Source organism: Streptomyces sp. NPDC044064 (assembly GCF_056434245.1).
On record NZ_JBWKFN010000004.1, the window covers coordinates 59380 to 77568 of the forward strand.

At 73.9% G+C, this 18189-nt stretch carries 15 protein-coding genes; 6 read left to right on the forward strand and 9 right to left on the reverse strand.

Translation table 11 applies throughout. From position 1 onward, the window contains the following. Positions 1 to 8: 8 nt before the first annotated feature. Entirely contained in the window at positions 9 to 692 is a 684-nt protein-coding gene (locus AC07DS_RS07950) for a hypothetical protein (RefSeq protein ID WP_479143631.1), read from the reverse strand. 466 nt (positions 693 to 1158) lie between these two features. On the opposite strand from AC07DS_RS07950, the gene AC07DS_RS07955 reads away from it, so the two are divergent. Both AC07DS_RS07955 and AC07DS_RS07960 read left to right on the forward strand, forming a co-directional pair. Beyond that, on the forward strand, positions 1159 to 1782 hold the full coding sequence (locus AC07DS_RS07955; protein WP_468815137.1) for an RNA polymerase sigma factor: 624 nt from the start codon (positions 1159 to 1161) through the stop codon (positions 1780 to 1782). Beyond that, on the forward strand, positions 1775 to 2596 hold the full coding sequence (locus tag AC07DS_RS07960) for a hypothetical protein (protein ID WP_479143632.1): 822 nt from the start codon (positions 1775 to 1777) through the stop codon (positions 2594 to 2596). The genes AC07DS_RS07955 and AC07DS_RS07960 overlap by 8 nt, the downstream gene beginning before the upstream one ends. A gap of 362 nt (positions 2597 to 2958) precedes the next feature. Here the strand turns inward: AC07DS_RS07960 and AC07DS_RS07965 are convergent, their stop codons facing one another. The 3 genes from AC07DS_RS07965 to AC07DS_RS07975 all read right to left on the reverse strand — a co-directional run bounded on the left by AC07DS_RS07965 (position 2959) and on the right by AC07DS_RS07975 (position 5385). Continuing rightward, a complete protein-coding gene (locus AC07DS_RS07965; protein WP_479143633.1) occupies positions 2959 to 3414 on the reverse strand; it encodes a hypothetical protein in 456 nt (151 codons plus the stop codon). A 117-nt stretch (positions 3415 to 3531) separates the two neighbouring features. Beyond that, positions 3532 to 4557 carry a tyrosinase family protein gene (locus tag AC07DS_RS07970; RefSeq protein ID WP_479143634.1) on the reverse strand — a complete coding sequence of 342 codons (1026 nt, stop codon included), beginning with the start codon at positions 4555 to 4557 and terminating at the stop codon, positions 3532 to 3534. A 177-nt stretch (positions 4558 to 4734) separates the two neighbouring features. Further along, a complete protein-coding gene (locus tag AC07DS_RS07975) occupies positions 4735 to 5385 on the reverse strand; it encodes an FMN-dependent NADH-azoreductase (RefSeq protein WP_479143635.1) in 651 nt (216 codons plus the stop codon). A 118-nt stretch (positions 5386 to 5503) separates the two neighbouring features. Here AC07DS_RS07975 and AC07DS_RS07980 point away from each other — a divergent pair, with 118 nt between their 5' ends. Beyond that, complete coding sequence (locus AC07DS_RS07980) at positions 5504 to 5869, forward strand: winged helix-turn-helix transcriptional regulator (RefSeq protein WP_479143636.1); 366 nt, start codon at positions 5504 to 5506, stop codon at positions 5867 to 5869. Positions 5870 to 5897: 28 nt separating this feature from the next. Here AC07DS_RS07980 and AC07DS_RS07985 read toward each other — a convergent pair whose 3' ends face one another. The 3 genes from AC07DS_RS07985 to AC07DS_RS07995 form a co-directional block, all read right to left on the reverse strand. Beyond that, entirely contained in the window at positions 5898 to 6290 is a 393-nt protein-coding gene (locus AC07DS_RS07985; RefSeq protein ID WP_479143637.1) for a hypothetical protein, read from the reverse strand. 183 nt (positions 6291 to 6473) lie between these two features. Beyond that, positions 6474 to 7742 carry a hypothetical protein gene (locus tag AC07DS_RS07990; RefSeq protein WP_479143638.1) on the reverse strand — a complete coding sequence of 423 codons (1269 nt, stop codon included), beginning with the start codon at positions 7740 to 7742 and terminating at the stop codon, positions 6474 to 6476. Between the two features lie 149 nt (positions 7743 to 7891). Continuing rightward, positions 7892 to 8086, reverse strand: coding sequence for a hypothetical protein (locus AC07DS_RS07995; RefSeq protein ID WP_479143639.1), 195 nt, complete (start codon positions 8084 to 8086; stop codon positions 7892 to 7894). On the opposite strand from AC07DS_RS07995, the gene AC07DS_RS08000 reads away from it, so the two are divergent. Next, positions 8061 to 8225, forward strand: coding sequence for a hypothetical protein (locus tag AC07DS_RS08000; RefSeq protein ID WP_479143640.1), 165 nt, complete (start codon positions 8061 to 8063; stop codon positions 8223 to 8225). The genes AC07DS_RS07995 and AC07DS_RS08000 overlap by 26 nt on opposite strands. A 39-nt stretch (positions 8226 to 8264) precedes the next feature. On the opposite strand, the gene AC07DS_RS08005 is transcribed toward AC07DS_RS08000, so the two are convergent. Together AC07DS_RS08005 and AC07DS_RS08010 are read right to left on the reverse strand one after the other, a co-directional pair. Continuing rightward, positions 8265 to 13439 carry a DNA repair ATPase gene (locus AC07DS_RS08005; RefSeq protein ID WP_479143641.1) on the reverse strand — a complete coding sequence of 1725 codons (5175 nt, stop codon included), beginning with the start codon at positions 13437 to 13439 and terminating at the stop codon, positions 8265 to 8267. Positions 13440 to 13581: 142 nt separating this feature from the next. Then, positions 13582 to 15702 (reverse strand): flotillin family protein, encoded by a 2121-nt coding sequence (locus AC07DS_RS08010; protein ID WP_479143642.1) that lies wholly within the window; start codon positions 15700 to 15702, stop codon positions 13582 to 13584. A gap of 241 nt (positions 15703 to 15943) precedes the next feature. Between AC07DS_RS08010 and AC07DS_RS08015 the strand changes: the two genes are divergently transcribed. Together AC07DS_RS08015 and AC07DS_RS08020 are read left to right on the forward strand one after the other, a co-directional pair. Beyond that, positions 15944 to 17002: a PucR family transcriptional regulator gene (locus AC07DS_RS08015; RefSeq protein WP_479143643.1), complete on the forward strand. Its 1059-nt coding sequence runs from the start codon at positions 15944 to 15946 to the stop codon at positions 17000 to 17002. A 73-nt stretch (positions 17003 to 17075) separates the two neighbouring features. Continuing rightward, complete coding sequence (locus AC07DS_RS08020; protein WP_479143644.1) at positions 17076 to 18065, forward strand: NAD-dependent epimerase/dehydratase family protein; 990 nt, start codon at positions 17076 to 17078, stop codon at positions 18063 to 18065. Positions 18066 to 18189: the final 124 nt, after the last annotated feature.

The following is an 18189-nucleotide window of genomic DNA, read 5'->3' on the forward strand; positions in this document are numbered from 1 at the left end:
GCCTTGGATCACTTGACGGGGTTGTGGGACGAGCCGATGGCACGGCCCTTGGAGGTGTGGGCGGGAGCGGCGGTGGTGGTCGGGGCCGGGGAGGTGACCGTGGTGGGCCGGGACGTGGCTGCAGGGGCGGTCGACGCTGTCGGCCGGTCGGTGCGACCGGAGGTCTGCTGCGCCGTGGGCCCGGAGGTCTTCCGCGCGGCGGAGCCGGAGTTCCGCCGCGCCGCTGCGGGGCCCGCGCTTCCCTCGGCACGGCCAGTGCCGGACGGGGAGCCGGGTGCCGTCGCGCTGGGCGCGGCCGTGTGCGCGGAGCCCGGCTGCGGGACGAACGGGGCGCTGATGCTCGGGCCGCCCAGCATCGTGCCGATCAACAGGGCGACGTAGCCGCCGGCAGGAATCACCAGCAGCCGGGCGGCGCGGCGCACGCGGCGCTGGCGTCGCCCCGAGGAATCGACGAAGACGGGCCGCGCCGGCTCGGACCGCACGGGGGGCCGCACGGGGGGCCGCACGGGCTCGGCCCAGCGCGGGTCGGACCAGTCGGGCTCGGGCCGCACCGGCTCGGGAGTCGGCACGGTGAGGACGTCACCATGAGGAGGGGCGCTGCCGCCGTAGGCGTGGCCGTGGGCATACACGTACCCGACGCCGCCGTACGGATCCTCGCCGTACCCTCCGCCGCTGCCGTTCGTCCGCTGCACGAGTCGTGTCCCCTGTCCTGGCCGACCGACGCGGTCTTCCACATGGACAGAGCGGACTCGGCCGAAAGTGTTACACCTCGGCCGACAGCCGCCTCACCACCGAGGCATGTGCAGGGGCGGCCGGAACCTCGCGCAGTGGTCGAGGTTCCGGCGCCCCGTCCCTCTCCGTGCCGCGACCGGGGGGAGTCAGCAGCGCCACGGAGAGGGGTCCGGGGACCGGCGGATCGTGTGCCGGCCCACGGCCGGGCGATCGCCCCGGGCCGCTCGCGCGGACCCGGTACCCACGCCATGCAGCGCAGGTGCGGCGCGAAACGTCACCCGGCCGGGACGCAGGTGACGTGAAGACGCGCCTGGTGCGTTGTGACACTTCTGTGAGAACTGACGCTGGTCACTATGGGGGGCCGTCGACGCGACCGGAGCACGGCGGAGGACGAATGCCATGAACCCCGTGCGAACGAGGACATCTGTGGGCCAGGTACGGCACCCCCGGCGCGTGCAGACGTACGACGCGGAACTGGGAGCGGCAGTCGCCCGGGCCCAGGACGGTGACGAAAACGCTTTCGCGGTCGTCTACCGGATCGTGCAGCCGAACCTGCTCGGCTATCTGCGCGGGCTCGTCGGCGACGACGCGGAGGACGTGGCGTCCGACGCCTGGCTGGAGATCACCCGTGACCTCGGGCGTTTCAAGGGGGACGGGGCCGGGTTCCGCGGCTGGACGGCGACCATCGCCCGGCACCGGGCACTGGACCATCTGCGCCGCCTGCGCGTGCGGCCCCGGGCGGGCGGGACCGAGCAGGACGTACTGGACCTGCCCGCCCCGCACAGCACCCCCGACCTGGCCCTGGAGTCCCTCTCCACCGAGCGGGCCCTGGAACTGGTCCGCTCGCTGCCGGGGGACCAGGCCGAGGCCGTGCTCCTGCGGGTCGTGGTCGGCCTGGACGGCCCCGCCGCCGCACGCGTCCTGGGCAAGCGGCCGGGAGCGGTGCGGACCGCCGCCCACCGGGGCCTGAAACGCCTCGCCCGCCAGTTGGGCGTCGGCGCCGAGAACGAATCGAACCCGTCGGACAGGAACGGAAGCGGACATGGGTGAACGGATGAGCGGCGGCGCGTTCCGGGGCCGTCGGCATGTGCACCCTGACAGCGCCTCGTCGGGTCCGCAGGACCTGCGGGACTCCGCAGCGCTGGAGACGATGCTGGCCGTCGCCCTCCGCGCGGGCGATCTCGACCCCGAGGCCGAGCAGCGGGCCGTGGCCGCCTTCCGGGCCGCCCACGGCACGGCCGCGCGCAGGGCGCGCACCCGGCGCCGGGACGACTGGCGGCCGGCCGCGGAGCGGCATGCCGGGCGCTCCGCGAAGGTGACGTTCGGCGTGGTGTTCGCCAGTCTCACCCTGGGTGGTGTCGCGGTCGCGGCCATCGGTTCGGCCGGCTCGTCCGCGGACGGAGCCGGGGCCGGCCGGGAGACCGCGCACCCGTCGGCGGTCACGGACCGGCCGGGCGGCGAGGCCTCGTCGGCGTCCCCCTCCGGCAGGCACCGACGGGCGGACAAGTCCGGCCCCGGCAAGGACACCGAAGCCCACTGCAAGGCCTACGAGCAGGTCAAGGACCGCGGCAAGGCGCTCGACGCGCGGGCCTGGCAGCGGCTCGTCGCGGCCGCCGGCGGGAAGGACGAGGTCACCGCGTACTGCTCCGAGCAGCTGGCACGGGCGGCGGCCGCGCGGAACGGTCCGGCGGACCCGGGCAGACCCGGCAACGGCTCGGCGGGAAGAGCCGAGGCGTCCGGCAGGGACACGTCCGGCAGCACGGCGGGCAACACCACCGGCGGCACGGGCAGCTCGGGCGCCTCGGGCGCCTCGGGCGCCTCGGGCGCCTCGGGCGGCGACAAGGGCGGCGGGAAGCACAAGTGACGGCGGACGGGGCCGGACGAACACGTCGTCCGGGCCCGCCGGGCTTGCGCCGCAGTCCGCGCCGGAACAGACCCTGGTAGCTCTGCCGGCCGGTCGCGATCTGCGTGCGGCTGCCGAAGGAGCCCTTGCCGTTGCCGTTGGCGCGCCACACGGTGCCGGAGCTGTCGCGGGCCACGAGGCCGGCCTTGCCGTCACCGCTGTTGTCTCCCGGTGAGGTCAGCACCTCGTACTGGTAGTTCGCCGAAGCCGTCCGAGCCGACGAAGTCCCGCCGGACCGGGGCGGCGCCGGTGACCTTCACCGTGCCGGTCCTCGTCAGCGCCGCGAGGAAGGGGCGAGTTCTCCCCAAGGGAGAGGGCGGGCTTCAGGTCAGCGTCCTGCGCATCACCTCGATGAGCCGGTCCCGCTGCTCGTTGAAGGCGACGCGCGCCCGGTCCACGGTCTCCGTGCGGTCGGCCAGGCCCTGACCGACGGCGTGGCGGTAGTCGCGCAGCCGGTCCACGAGGACGTTCGCCTGTTCCATGACGGCCGGCTCCGCGATGAGGGAGAGTTCCAGCCGCCGGGACAGCACCCTGCTGTCCCGCAGGACGGTCCCCGCGCGGGCCGACGCCGACGCGTCGGTGTCATGGCCGCGGGCGATGCCGATGAGGGTCTCGCTCGCTTCCGCCGTGGCGGCGAGAAACGACGTGTACACCGCACGCCGGTCGTCTCTCCTGCGCTGGTCGCTCTCCCGTCTCCAGCGCTCCCGGTCCAGGACGAACGTCGCCGCCAGGCCGACCAGCGCACCAAGTGCCGTACTCGCGAGGCTGATCCATTCCATCCCCATACGCTGCTCCGCCGACGCGCCTCCCAACCCCCGCTGTTCCAGCGGGGGTTGAAAGCTCCGGTGGTGCCGCGGGGAGGTGCGCGAGCGGGTCGTGACCCCGGCGGCGGGCGGCTACTGGTAGGAGTAACCGAGCACGGTGATGTCCTTGACGGAGTCGGTGGTGAGGCCGCCGGCGGCCTGGGTCCACCAGGGGTCGAGCCCCGCGTCCGCGCCGGTCACGTTGGGGCCGCCGGTGTGCGTCAGCTGCCACTGGTCCCAGATGCGGTCCACGTTGGCGTGCAGCAGGAAGAAGATCGGGTCGTTCGACGAGGCCATGGGCTTGCTGAGCGTGCCGCCGCACCAGTTGTGCACGTTGTTGTGGGCGGCAACTTCCAGGCCGTTGGGCCGGACGCCCGCCATCACCCTGCCGAACGTGAAGGCCGTGAACGTGGGGCGGGTCAGGAGTCCGTCGATGGTCGCCTGGGTCGGCAGACCGCTGCCGGCGGGAGTCGGCCGCACGACGCCGGCGGGCTTCCACACCCAGTCGGGGCGGGCGTGGTCGTTGGCGTAGTCCCAGTAGGGAATCGTGAGCGCGGGATCGACCGAGCGGAGCAGGTCCTCGAACTTGAGGCAGTACGCGCGGTGCCAGGGCAGGAAGCGCTGGGTGGCGACCGGTCCCATCCCCTGCATGGTGTGGTGCCGGTGGCTCATGTCCTGGTGGTCGGCCACGAGCTGCTTGTACGCCGGCGTGGTCGCGAGCCCGCGCAGCACCTCGTTGTACCGGTCCCGCTCGGCGCTGCTCAGCTGCCGGTGGTCCTTGCGCACCCGCTGCGAGGCCCGTACGAGCCTGGTCACCAGGGAGCGCAGCTGCTCCGCCTCCACCGGTGCGGGCATCGGCGCCGCGGTCCCGGCGGGCACGTGCCACGCGGCGTCGCCGAGACCGGCCGCGGCGAGCTGGGCGGCGAAGGCGGCCACGGCCGGGCCGGGCGGCGCCATACCCGGCTGGACGTGCCCGTCCGCCATCATCCGGTTCAGCCGCAGGCCGATCTCCTCGCTGTCGATGAGCTGGGCGGGCGCCCACTCCGAGGCGATCTCCAGGGCGTCCTCGGCGGTGGGAAACCTCTCCGCCGCCGTCTTCGCTGCCTTCCTGGGACTCATACCTGGCTCACTCCTCACTCCTGTCCGCCCACACCTCTTCCGGTCGGGCCGCCCCACCCACTCTGGGAGGGGCCGCGCCGGGCGGCGACCGCGGCGGTCCGAACGGACGAGCGGCAGACAGGGGCCGAGGAGCCTGCCCCTTCCCCGGCGGGCAGGGGCAGGGAGGCCGCGCCGCGCCTATGCGGCGAAGCGCTCCGCCAGGGCCTTCGCCTTGACGGCCGCGTCCTGGAGGGCGCGCTCGCGGGAGGCCTCGAAGAGCGGGATCAGCTCGGACATCGCCGGGTTCTGCGGGGCCATGGTCAGCTCCGGGACGATGAAGTCGAGCTCGAGCCCGAGCGCGTCGCCGAGGACCGCCGTCAGGTAGTTCTGGACGTACTCGTACGGCTCGCGCGGGGTGCCCGGCGCGTAGGAGCCGCCGCGGCTGGCCACGACGGTGACGGGCGTGCCCTTGGCGGAGGGGGCCTCGCCCGCGGTGCGGCCGAACAGGATCACGTTGTCCAGCCAGGCCTTGAGGGTCGAGGGGATCGAGTAGTTGTACATCGGCGCGCCGATCAGCACCGCGTCCGCCTGCTCCAGCTCCTCGATCAGCTTCACGCGGGCGGCGAAGGCGGCCGCCTGCTCGGGAGTGCGGTCGGCGGGGTCGACGAAGCCGGCGACGTGGGCGTGGGCGTCGATGTGCGGGACGGGGTTCGCGGCCAGGTCCCGGTAGACCACCGTGCCGCCCGGGTGCTGCTCCTCCCAGGTCCTGCGGAAGGCGTCGGTCACCGCACGGGAGGAGGATGCCTCGCCCGGGAAGACGGAGGAGTCGATGTGAAGCAGCGTGGCCATGGGGGGTCTCCAAAGGAACGGGCCCGCGGCAGCAGGCCTGAGGTTTCATACGCAGCTATGTCTAACACAGGTACTTACTTTTTTTCATCCCCCAACGGCCGGGTAGTACCCTGGCCCCATGGCGGCGGAGCAGACGCATGACGCGGCACAGTGCAGGCGGGTGGACGACGGCATCACCCGCGTCTTCCAGGTGCTCGGAAAGCGCTGGAACGGCCCGATCCTGTCCGTCCTCCAGGGACGTCAGACGCACTTCGCCGACCTGCGCCGGGCCATCCCCGGCATCAGCGAACGCATGCTCTCCGACCGGCTCGCCGAACTCGGCGGGGCGGGACTCGTGGTCCGCAAGGTCGACGAGGGACCCCCGCTGCGGGTCTCCTACCGGCTGACCGAGGCGGGCGCCGCGCTGGAGCCCGCCCTCAGGGAACTGGGCGCGTGGGCCATGGAGCACCTGCCGGACGCGCCGGCCTGCACGGTGGACCGCTAGCGACCGGGCAACCGTCAGAACCGAGTTCTCACCAGCTTTTCGACGTGCCGCTGCCCGGTGCGGTCCGTTCGCGGGGCGCCCGGTACGGCCGTTCGGGCGCCGCGTCCTCCTGCGACCTGACTCCCAGCCAGGTGAGGAAGGCAAGGACGAAGACTCCCTCCACGAGCAGAGAGAGCGGGCCGTAGGGCGCCTCCCAACCGGATTCGTAGTAGCCGTTCGGCAGACCGACGGTGCGCGACAGCAGGAAACCGACGATCATGCCGAGGCTCACGAGCGCCCCGGTCGCCCAAGCGGTCATGGGGCGCCGCACCATGACGAGCGCCACGGCCACGACCACCATGACGGCACTGCCCACGGCGAAGAGGACGCCGATGTAGAACATCTCCTCGAGGTGATCCGGGACGAGCAGAATGTGCAGCACCGTGTTCCCTACGGCACAACACGCTCCCAGCCCCCTCAGAGCGACTTCGGTGGCATTGGAGGTCATCACGACTCCAGATGTTCGTTTCGCAGTGTTTCGTCAGGATCGATCCCTCTGCCGTCTATACGGCCGGCTCCGCTCGGGGGATTGCGTCCGGTCCGCCGTTCGGCACCTGTCGGGGGGTCAGGAACCGGTGACGGACCTGATCGGGTACGGGAAGCTCTCCTGCTGCCAGACCACCGTGAACCGGGCGCCGGGGGCGGTGCCGACCTGGGGGACGCGGCCGTCCGAGGTGAGCGTCTTCGCAGGGCCGAACGTGCCGGAGCGGCTGACCGTGCGGGCGCTGGTCCTGGTGTAGCTGTACGGGGGCGTCGACTTCGGCACGACCGTGTGGAAGACCAGCATGCCGTCGCCGTCGTCGTCGAGGGCCAGGTCGGGGCGGTCGCCGGGGCCGAGGGTGGTGACGGCGCCCCGGGTGCCGCCCGCGGACAGCCGGCGGCCGAGCAGCTCCAGCCTGCCGTCGGTGTAGCGGGTCCACACGATCATCGAGTCGCCGTCGAGGTCCGTGGCGAGGGCGTGGTGGAAGCCCACGTTGTCCGCGGCGGCCGAGATGCGCAGCGGGGCCGCCAGGGTCCCGGTGCGGCTCCAGCGCGAGGCCCAGACCTGCGCGACGGCGCCACCGCCGGAGTGGTAGCTGACGACCGCGTCGCCGTCCCGGTCAACACCGACCCGCACCATGCCGAAACCGCCGTACGACGCGATCGGTGTCGTGAGCACCTTCGTGGCCGAGACGGAGGACGAGGTGATCCGTTTGGCCACCACGTCCGAGGACCGCGCCCAGGCCACGACGAACCGGCCGCTGCGGTCGACCCCGACGGCGGGCTTCTCGGCCGAACCCGAGCCGAGGGTGAGAGGCGCGCCGGCCGTTCCGTCGAGCCCAAGCCGCCGGGCGACCGTGTACCAGCTGCCGTCGCGGCTCTCCGTCCAGGCCGCGAGGGCGGTGCCGCCCGGCGTCACCGCGACGACCGGGGTGGTCGCGGGCGACGAGGTGGAGAGCTTCCGGAGCGGTCCGACGAGGCTGCCGGAGGCCGCCACCCGCCGGCCCACGACCTCGCTGTCCTGCTGCCAGACCACCGCCGAGTCCCCGGTGTCGTCGGAGGCGGTCTCCGGCCAGGACACCGCGGCACCGTCCGGCGACAGGGTGCGGATCGCCCCCTTGGTGCCGCTCGCGTACCGCACCCGGGTCTGGACCCGCTGGTAGGAGTACGTCGTCGACATGTCACCGGCGGTCCAGGCCAGCAGGGCGTCCCCCTGGCGGTCGACCGACACCTGGGGCGAGTCGGCGGCGGACCAGCCGGCCGCCGAGACGTTCCACGACGACGTCCAGGCCGCCTCGGCGTTCATGCCCACCGTCGCGGTGACCGCGAGCCCGGCCGCCGCGGCGACGGACATCCCTGCGAGTACGCGACGCTGCACTGAACGCCGATGACGTGCGATACGCGGAGCCACGCTCATCCCCTTGTCCTGGCTTCCATGACAGGGGTCACAGCCGTCACACGGGTACCCCCCTGGTACAGCAAGCGCACGTTCGGGCCCGGACATCACAGCGGCCAACGCCCCGGGCCCGCGAAGTCCGGGACTTCGGCGCCCTGCACCGGGTCCTGGCCCGCCGCGTTCTCGGTGGCGGCGATCGTCCGGCGCAGAAGGCGGCGCGCGGTGTCCAGATCGGCGGCACGCCGGTCGAGGACGTCCAGTTGGGTGCGGAGGGTGGTGAGGACGCCGGGGCAGGGACGCACCGCCGCCTCGTCCGGATCGGACGCGCCGTACGGCGACCCGGTCCTCGCCCGGGCCGTGGTGGAGCGGGTCACCGGTCCGGGAGAGGTGCGCGACCGGGTGCTCGGCGGGACGATCGCCGAACTGGTCGGGCTCGGCTGACGAGGGCAGAGCGACCGGGTGCGAGCGGCAGCACCGGCGTCAGGAGCCGTCCCGTGCTCCGGTCGCCCGGGTGATGGCGTTCTCGACCGCCGCGACCCGGTCGGCCAGCAGGCCGAGGGCGGCCACCGCGCGGGTCAGGGGGTCGTCCCCCGGGCCGCCGAGGGTGCGCGCGCGGACGTCGGCGGTCTTCACCTCGGCCCAGCGGGCGGCCTGTCCGGGGCCGAGGGTGCCGCGCAGTTCGGCGAGCTTCAGCAGGTTGGCCTCGGCGCCGGTGGTAAGGGTCTGGGCCTCGGCGGTGTAGTGGTCGGTGATCACGGCGGCGAGTTCGGTGTCGTTCATGACCGGGCTCAGGCGCTGGGCGATGCGGTTCAGGTCGCGGTAGGAACCCTGGAGGCGGAACGGCGGTTCGGTGCGGGACGCCGCGGACCGGGCGGCGGAGGCGATGTAGGCCGCGTTGACCGTGAGGACCGTGTCGCGGGCGGCGAGCAGGTGGCGCAGGACCGCGAGGACACGGTCGAGTTCGGCGGGCGGGACGGGGTGGGTGAGGCGGTCCGCGCGAGCCGTGGGGTCGGCCGAGGCAAGGCGGACCAGCAGGTCGAGGTCCGTGCGGTCGCGGCCGGCCAGCGGGGCGAGGAGCGGGTGGGCGGTGAGGGCGTTCTCGACGAAGCTGAGCGCGAAGACGTCGTCCTTGCCGGTGAGGACGTCGCCGAGGTTCCACACGTCGGCCCGGTTGGCGAGCATGTCGGGCACGCGGAAGCGGTCCCCGGACTCGGTGTAGGGGTTGCCGGCCATGCAGACGGCGAAGCGCTTGCCGCGCAGGTCGTAGCTGCGCGGCTCGCCCTCCCACACCCCGTCGACCCGGCGGGTCGCGTCGCACAGCGGGATGAACTGCTGCAGCAGCTCGGGGGAGGTGTGCTGGATGTCGTCCAGGTACAGGAGCGTATTGTTGCCGGCCGCCAGCGCGAAGTTGATCTTCTCGATCTCGCGGCGGGCGGTGGCGTTCGGGGCGTCGGCCGGGTCGAACGAGGTGACGCCGTGGCCGAGCGCCGGGCCGTTGACCTTGACCAGCATCAGGCCGAGGCGGTCGGCGACGTACTCCATGAGCGTCGTCTTGCCGTAGCCGGGCGGGGAGATCAGCAGGAGCAGCCCGCCGGTGTCGGTGCGCTTCGACCCGCCGGTGGTGCCGAGCTGCCGGGCCAGGCTGTCGCCGACCAGCGGGAGGTACACCTCGTCGACGAGGCGGTTGCGGACGAAGGCGGACATCACCCGCGGGCGGTGGTCGGCCAGGCGCAGGCGATCGCGTTCGGCGTCCACCAGGGCCGTACGGCGGCGCTGGTAGGCGCGGAAGGCGGGTACCTCCAGCTCGGCGAACCGCGCCGTCCTGGCCAGGAACTCGTCCAGACGCAGCGGCAGCCGGCCGCCCGTCACCCGCGGGTGGGCGCCCAGCAGGCCCTCCGCGGTCGCGGTCAGCGGGGCGTCACCGTCGTAGCGGGGCAGGTCCGGGCACAGCTCGGCGGCGACCGCCTCGGCCAGCTCGCCGGTGCCCGCCTCGGCGCCGGTGGCGGCCGCGTACGACGTCAGCCACGCCTCGGCCACCTGCCGCCGGGCGCCGAGGCCGGCCAGGGCCTCCAGGTCCCGGGCGTAGTCCGAACCGCCCACCGTGTGGCGGAACTTCTCCAGCAGGGTGCGCGCACCCGCGCCCAGGACGAAGCCGCCGGAGCCGGACGTCAGCTCGTCGAAGAGGTACGCGGCGGCGGCACCGGCGAGCGGCCCGGCGACGGCACGCCCCAGCGGCCCGCCGGCCACTGACGCGGTCGGCACGACTGCCGCTGACCCGGACGGGTCGACGGCCGGTCGCGCAGACAGCCCGTGGCCCGGTCGCACGGACGGCCCGTTGTTCGACCGCGCCGACAGCCCCCCGGCCGGTCGCGCCGGCACCCCCTCGGGCGATTGCGCCGACAGCCCCTCGCCCGGCCACGTCGACGACCCCTCCGCGAGTCGCGCGGACGGCCCCTCGCCCGGTCGTCCGGACGCCCCCGGGGCACTCGCCTCACCCCCGCTCCACCGCCCGATCGCCTCCGCCAGCTCCCCCACCAGCTCGGTGAGGGCGTCCGACGGGCCGAACGCGTCCCGGGCCCGGGCCAGTGACATCGCCCGTCGGGACCAGGCCTCTCGCATGCCGGGCGTCGTGCCGTGGGCCCAGAACAGCTGGGCCGCGGCCCGGGCGGCGGGCTCGTGGCGCAGGGTGCCCGCGGCGTCGTACAGGGGCAGCAGGGCGGTGAGGATCGTGGTGGTGTCGTGGTCGTGGACGCCGCGCTCGTAGCCCTCGTCGTACGACGCCTGCGCCGCCTCCCGCACCAGTACGGGCAGGTCGGCCGCGGCGAGGGCGGCCGGGCCGTGCCCGGCCAGCAGCCGGGCGGCGAGGTGTTCGGCGCGGTAGACCTCGGGCGACTCGGACGGCAGGTGGCGGCCCCAGAACGGGCGGGTGTCCGCGAAGCCGGGGTCGGGCACCGGGCGGCGGTAGTCGGTGCCGGTGACCGCGAAGGCGAGGCCGTCGCCGTGCGGGACCAGGGTGAGGTCGAGGGGCTGGGTGTTGACGGCGAAGCGGTGGGCGCCGAGGAGCAGGGTGCGGCCGTCGTCGGCGTACAGGTCGGTGCGATCGCGCAGGGCGCGGGCCGCCTCCTGGCGGGCGGCCTTGAGCCGGCCGTCCAGCTCCTCGGCGCGCACGCCGTCGCCGAGGGCCCGCAGCTCGTCGGCGGTCCGGCGGACCTTGGCGACCATCGGGTCGGAGGCGAAGTAGGTGGTGACCGCGTCGGTGTCGGGGAGCGTGGCCGCGCGCCGGCCGACGGTCTCCAGCACCCGGGCGGCGGAGGCGGCGAGTTGCTCGGCGCGGTGGGCGCGGGCGTCGGCGAGGGACTGCTTGCGGGAGGCGAAGGCCTCGTAGATCTCCGTGCGCCTGTCGGCGAGTTCGCCGAGGAAGTCGTCGAACTCGGCGAACCGGGCGTCCAGGTCCTCCAGCCGGCCGAGCAGCAGCGCGAGTTGGTCGTCGCACGCCTCGGGGGTGCCGGCGGCGGCGAGCGCGGCGGTGACCGCCTGGGCCAGCAGGGCCGTCTCGGCGGCGAACTCGGCGCGGCCCTCGTGGTCGAGGAGGCTGCGGCGGCGGGCGTCGAGCGTGGCGCGGGCACGGTTGACACCGCCCAGCACCTCGGCGATCCGCTCCAGGATGGCGGTGCGGACGGTGGCGTCGGCGATGTCCAGACCGGTGACGACCTCGGTGACCGTGCGCAGCCCGTCGGCCAGCCCGTCCAGCCGGGCGGTGACGGGAGCGGCCGCGGCGACGGTCGGCGCCGCGGCCGCGTCCGCCACCAGCTGCTCCACCTCCGCCTGCTGGGACTCGAGGGCGTCCGCGCGGGCCAGGAAGGACACCGCGCGCCGCCCGAAGGCCGCGAGGTCGGCCGCCGCCTCGGCGGCCAGCTCGTCCACCCGCGCGGTGTCGGCGTACCGCAGCTCCTTCAGGGTCAGCAGATGGCCGTGCGCGTGCCGGAGTTCGGTGAGCCCGCGCACCCAGGAGGCGGCGTCGCGTGGGGCCTCCCCGCGCAGCCGGCGCACCACGGCGGCGATACGGGCCGCAGCCTCCTCCAACGCCTCATGGGCCTGCCGGGACAGGGCCCGTACGGTCTCGAACTCGGCGAGCACCTGCTCGGCGGTCTCCCGCACGGCAGCCAACGGCGTATGCAGATCGCCCAGTTCGGGTTCGCCCAGCCAGTGGTGGGTGTCGGCGGCGCGCACGCAGGCGGCGGCCAGCGCCCGGTAGCCCTCGCCCGTCCCGATGCCCTCGGCGACGAGCCGGGCGACGGAAAGGCAGTCGGCGAGCCCGCGCACGAGGTCCGCGTTGCCGACCCGGGCGATGGGGTCTCCCCTGCTCGAACGAAGTTGAGAGCTCGGGGAAACACCCGTGCCGGTGCGCAGGGCGGCCGCGTGGGTGTCGGAGACGTACGGCGAGGTCCACCACTGCACGGGGTGCGTGTGTGCGGGCTCGTCGCCGTCGGCGCGCAGCACGGCCAGGGTGCCGTCCTCGAACAGGGCCCAGCCCCGGCAGGGCAGCGGGGTGGCGACCTCCTTGCGCAGGGTGTTGTACGACAGCAGGAGTGTGCGGCCCTCGGCCCGGGAGCGGAACGCGTACAGCACGTCCTCGCCGTTCGGTGAGCGCACCTCCCGTTCGAACTCCAGCCCCTTCGCGTCGAGTTCGTACGTCTTGCGGGTGCCCGAGGCCAGGCAGTAGCCGCCCGGGAAGACGATGCCCCGGTCCTCGGGCAGCCGGCGGCACGCCTGTCCGATGCCGTCCAGCCGGACCACCGAGCGGGTCAGCGTGTCGAAGACCAGGTACCGGTCGGTGTCCTCCTTGTACGGCCGCACCCGCAGCAGGACCAGTGCGCCCACCCGCGCGTGCGCGACCCCGGCGTCGGCGAGGGCCTGCAGCGGCTCCTCGACCGGCTCGGCGTACAGCTCCTCGCCCTCCGGGCCGCGCACGGTGAGCCGGCCGCCGACCGTCGCCACGCCGGCCCCGCCCGGCACCGCCACGTACGGGTCCCGGCCGCCGCCCCCGAGAACATGGTCCTCGCGGGTGGTCCCGGTCCACGCGAAGTCGTGGGCGGGCGGGACCACGTCGTCGCGGTCGCCGCGCGCGTCCAGGAACCGGGCCCCGCCGTCGGCGGTCAGGTTCCAGCGCAGGGCACGGACGTCCTCGGCCTTCTCACCGGTGCGGAACACGGCCAGCAGCCGGTCGTCCAGGCGGCGCAGCCGCAGCAGCCGGGCCTGCCGGTAGTACCGGTGCAGGGCCGTGAACTCCCGTACGAACGCGGGGTCGTCGAGCAGTCCGGGCACGGCGTCCTCGGGCAGCCGGTTCAGGTCCCGGTCGTACAGGGCGAGGACGTCCGAGGCCGCCGTACCGTCGGCCGTCCGGCCGGTGCTGCCGAACAGCAGCACGTCCCCGACGGCGACGACGTCGCAGGGCACGCACGCGTGCCCGGTGCGCAGCCGCCCGGTGGCCGTGAGGCCGAGCCCTGCCGAGCCGAACTCCTCGGCGCGGCGCGCGTTGAGGGCCTCGGCCCGCCGGGCGAGGTCGGCGGCCTGGGCGGCCAGGCGGTCGCGCAGCACCTCGTAGGTGCCGGCGTCGACGGTGTCGTACGAGCCCGTCTCCGGGGCGGTTGCCATGGACGGCGCTTCCCTTCAAGGGCCTCGCTGCGGAGGCTGCGGGGCGGAGGCTGTGGGTCAGAGGCTGCGGGGCGGAGGCTGCGAGTGGACGAGCGCGGCTGCCGGGCCGCCGACCCCCGTACGGCGGCCCGGCACCGGACCGTCAGTTCCTGGCGGCACCGTTCAGCGCGGTCAGCGGGGTGTCCGCGAGGCCCAGCTCACCGGCCCGGTCCAGCAGTTGCCGCAGCTGTCCCGCCTCGGGGCCGCCGGACCTCATCAGCTTCATCAGCAGCGCCGACACCGTCAGGTTCTGCAGGTCCGCCGTACCGACGGAGCCGAGGATCCGGCCCAGGTCGTCGGTGAAGCTGCCCGAGCCGTCCAGCCAGGGCTTCGCCAGCGCCTGCGCCGTACGGGAGTTGTCGACGAAGCCGTCGACGCCCTTGCCGAGCGAGACCGCCGACACCAGCCGGTCGAAGAAGACGGAGTCCCCGCCGACGATGTCGATGTCGGCGTTCTCCAGGCCGGTCGCGAGGACCGTGGCCTGGGCCTCGGCCACCTGGCGCTGTGTCTCCAGGCCGGCCAGCCGGATCTCCTTCTCCGCCTGCAGCCGCAGCCGGTACTCCTCGTGCCCGCGCGAGGCCTCGTCCAGGGCTGCCATCGCGGCGGCCTTCTCGGTGAGGCCGGCCGCCTCGGCCTTCAGCTTCTCGCCGATGCCGGTGGCCTCCGCCAGGGCCTTCGCCCGGGCGCCCTCCGCCTCGGCCTTCAGCCGCGCCCCGGTGGCCTCCGCCGCCGCCCGCGCACCCTCGGCCTCGGCGAGCGCCTTGGCCTGCGTGCCCTCGGCCTCCGCGCGCAGCCGCGCCTCGGTGGCCTGCGCCTCGGCCCGGCCGGACTTCTCGATGACCTCGGCCTCCTTGTCGCGGACCTGCACGGCGGCCAGCCCCTCGGCGGCGGCCTCGGCCTGGACGCCCTCGGCGAGCCGCAGCTTGGCCCGGGCGTCGAGGTCGGCGGTCTTCAACCTGGCTTCGGCGAGGGTGAGTTCCTCGGCGGCGCGGTGGGTCGCGGCCTGCTCGGCGGCCTCGGCGGCCTTGATGTCCTTGACCAGCTTCTCCTGCGCCTCGGCCTCGGCGGCGATGACGAGGGCCTGCCGGTCGCGCTCGGCCTGCTCGACCGCGCGCAGCTTCTTGATGGACTCCTCCTGCTCGGCGACCGTACGGTCCACCGCGACCCGCTCCCGGATGACCTCGGCGATCTCCCGCTTCTCCGCCTCGACCTCCTTCTCGGCGGCGATCCGGGTCAGCTGGGTCTCCCGTTCCCGGCCGATGACCTCCAGCATCCGGTCCTTCTCGATGCGCTCGTTCTCGACGGCGATGACCCGCTCGCGGTTCTTCGCGGCGACCGCGACCTCGCGGGCCTGGTTCTCCCGCTGCACGCCCAGCTGTTCCTCGGTGCGCAGGAAGGCGCCCTGCGCACGCAGCCGCTCCTCCTCCATGACCCTCGCGGTCTCGGCCTCCTCGCGGGCCCGGGACGTCTCGATCTCCCGCTTCTGCTTGATCTCCGCGTCCGCCTGCCGCCGCTCCAGCTCCAGGATGGCCTCGCGGGCGTCGACGTTCTGCCGGGTGATCTCCTTCTGCTCGTTGCGCTGCGCCTCGTTGGTGCGCACGTGCTCGACCGCCGTCAGCTCGGTGATCTTCCGGATGCCCTGGGCGTCGAGGACGTTGGCCGGGTCGAGCTGGGTGAGCGGCGTCTGCTCCAGGTAGTCGATCGCCGCGTCCTCCAGGTGGTAGCCGTTGAGGTCGACGCCGATCAACTCGATGATGTGGTAGCGCAGTTCCTCGCGTTTGGTGTACAGGTCGGTGAAGTCCATCTGCTTGCCGACGGTCTTCAGCGCCTCGGAGAACTTCGCGTGGAACAGCTCCTGCAGCGTGTCCTGGTGGCTGGCGCGCTCGGTGCCGACGTTCTGGGCGACCTTGATGACGTCCGCCTCGGTCTTGTTGACCTTGACGAAGAACGAGATGCGGATGTCGGCGCGGATGTTGTCCCGGCAGATCAGCCCGTCCCGGCCGGAGCGGCTGATCTCGATCGTCTTCACCGAGATGTCCATGATCTCGGCCTTGTGCAGCACCGGCAGCACGACCTGCCCGGTGAACGTCACGTCCACCTTGCGCGTCCTGGACACGATCAGCGCCCGGCCCTGGTCCACCTTGCGGTACAGCCGGGAGAAGGAGAACAGCGCGAGCAGTACGACGACGAGACAGACGGCGACCAGCACGCCGAGCGCTTCCATGGCATACGTCCTTGTGCGTCAGACGATGAAGACGGAAGAGCCCGGCTCCGGTGCCGGACACCTGTTCGATGTCCGGCACCTGAACCATCCGTAGTGCTCCCCCGTGGGGTGATGGTGCACGAGGGGCGCGAGCCCGCGCATTGCCGGTTTCCGGCAGCGTTCCATAATGTCTCGATGCCGGAGAGACGCCAGGAAACCGTCACCGACGCATCAAGATCACGGGGATGGGGACGGGGACGGCGTGACCGAACAGGCAATACCCGAGCACTACTTGGACGGCTACGCAGGCATGCTGGCCGAGGTCGCGGCCACCGGCCGCCGGCTGACCCGGGAGGAGCTGGCCGCGCGCCGCACCCTGGGCGAGGAGGCCGCCGAGTCCGGCCACGGACTGCGCGCCCTGGTCGTCGCCCACCTGGCCGCCGCCCGCGCCGCCTGGCCCGGCACGCCCGGCTCGGCCGACAGCACGCTGTCCGCCGTGCAGCAGGCGGTCGACGCCTTCGCCGAGGGCTACGAACGCGCCCAGCGGCTCGCCGTGCGCCGCGAGGAGGCCGCCCGCCGGGAGTTCATCGACGACCTGCTCTACGGCCGCAGCGACCTGGGCCGCCTCGCCGAGCGCGCCGAGCGGTTCGGCCTGCGGATGTCCCGGGCGCACGCGGTCGCCGTCGCCGAGGGCCCGGGGCCGTACGTCGAGGGCGATCCGGTGGCCCGGCAGGTGGAGCGGGCCGTCCTGGCCCGCTTCGACGCCCGCAGCATCCTGCTCACCACCAAGAACGGCCGGCTGCTGTGCATCGCGTCCGGGGACGAGGACGACGTCCTCACCTACTTCGCCAAGCAGGTGTACGCGGCGGCCGAGGGCTGCCGGGTCGCGGTCGGCCGCGCGCAGCACGGCCCCGGCGGGGTCGTGCAGTCGTACGAAGAGGCCCTCACCACACTGGAGATGGCCGGGCGGCTCGACCTGGACCAGCCGCTGCTGCGCGCCGCCGACCTGCTCGTGTACCCGGTGCTCGCCCGCGACCGGCAGGCGATGGCCGACCTGGTCTCGCACGCCCTCGGCCCGCTCACCGCCGCCCGCGGCGGGCCGCAGCCGCTGCTGGACACCCTCGCCGCGTACTTCGACTCCGGCTGTGTGGCCGCCGAGGCCGCCCGCCGGCTCTCGCTCAGCGTGCGCGCCCTGACCTACCGCCTGGAGCGCATCCACAAGCTGACCGGCGCCGACCCGGCCGACCCGGCCCACCGCTACCCGCTGCAGACGGCGGTGATCGGCGCCCGCCTGCTGGACTGGCCCACGAAGCCGCTCTGAGCAGTCCTTACGGAGGGGTGACGTACCGCCCGTCGCACCGGCCGCGGGCGGGTCGCGGACCTAGCGTGGCCGTATGCGTGTACTGGTCACCGGCGGTGCCGGGTTCATCGGGTCCCATGTCGTCGACGCGCTGCGGGCGCGCGGGCACGAGCCGGTCGTGTACGACGTCCGGGACGCTCCCGGCGCCGACGTGCGCAACCCCTCGGCCGTCGCCGCGGCCCTGTCCGGCGTGGACGCGGTCTGCCACCAGGCGGCCATGGTGGGCCTCGGCAACGGCGTCGCGGACGCCGCCGAGTACGTCTCCCGCAACGACCTGGGCACCGCCGTGCTGCTCGCCGCGATGGCCGAGGCGGGCGTCGGGCGGCTGGTGCTGGCCGGGTCGATGGTGGTCTACGGGGAGGGCCGCCACGACTGCCCCGTGCACGGTGTCGTACGTCCCGGCCCCCGGGCCGCCGCCGACCTGGCCGCCGGCCGCTTCGACCCGCGCTGCCCCCGCTGCGGCACCGCGCTGTCCCCCGGCCTGGTCACCGAGGACGCCCCGGCCGACCCGCGCAACGTGTACGCGGCCACCAAGCTCGCCCAGGAGCACCTGTCCGCCGCCTGGGCCCGCTGCACGGACGGCACTGCGGTCTCCCTGCGCTACCACAACGTCTACGGCCCCCGCATGCCGCGGAACACCCCGTACGCCGGGGTCGCCTCCTTCTTCCGCTCGGCCCTGGAACGCGGTGAGCCCCCGCGCGTGTTCGAGGACGGCCGCCAGCGCCGGGACTTCGTGCACGTCCGGGACGTGGCCACCGCCAACGTCACCGCACTGGAGGCCGAGCCGCGCCCCGGAACGCTCACGGCGTACAACACCGGCAGCGGCGACCCGCGCACGGTCGGCGACCTCGCCCACGCCCTGTCCGCCGCCTGCCACGGCCCCGGACCGGTGATCACCGGCGAGTACCGGCTGGGCGACGTACGGCACATCACGGCGGACTCGTCCCGCCTGCGGGCGGACCTGGGCTGGAAGCCGGAGGTGACCTTCGAGGAGGGGATGCGGGAGTTCGCCGGGGCCCGGTGAGCGGACATCGGGCCACGGTCGGTCCGGGTCACCACCCGGTCGGCAGCACGTGCATCACCCGCCCCCAAGACCCCGGGAATTAACCGAACTCCCGTACAACCCTTGCCTTTCTCCGACTGTCTCC